Annotated in this window: 1 protein-coding gene; it reads right to left on the bottom strand. The window is 43.4% G+C overall.

The genetic code is table 11. The features are described 5' to 3' along the window. The coding region (locus tag GQY27_RS21355) for a transposase (protein WP_160037259.1) at positions 1-258 on the bottom strand (258 nt) is incomplete at both ends.

The following is a 258-nucleotide window of genomic DNA, read 5'->3' as shown; positions in this document are numbered from 1 at the left end:
GTCCACACTGGACGGCCATAACTAGTGCATAACGAAGTTGCCGGGAACCACGTTTGGTAATTCGATTCCGTGTTGCCGTAAACTTTCCAGATGCGAATACACTTGGATCAATGCCTGCAAAGGCTACTAGTTTCTTGGGATGATCAAAACGGTCGATTTCCCCAATTTCTGATAAAATTGTTGCCGCAATTTTAGGACCAATACCGGGAATCGACTGGATTAAATCATATTCTTCAATTTCTTCAGCGAGAGCATCAA

The organism is Paenibacillus sp. An7, assembly GCF_009870785.1.
Lineage (GTDB): Bacteria > Bacillota > Bacilli > Paenibacillales > Paenibacillaceae > Paenibacillus.
Note: the sequence above shows the minus strand (reverse complement) of the source record. Positions and strands in the feature narration are given on the sequence as shown.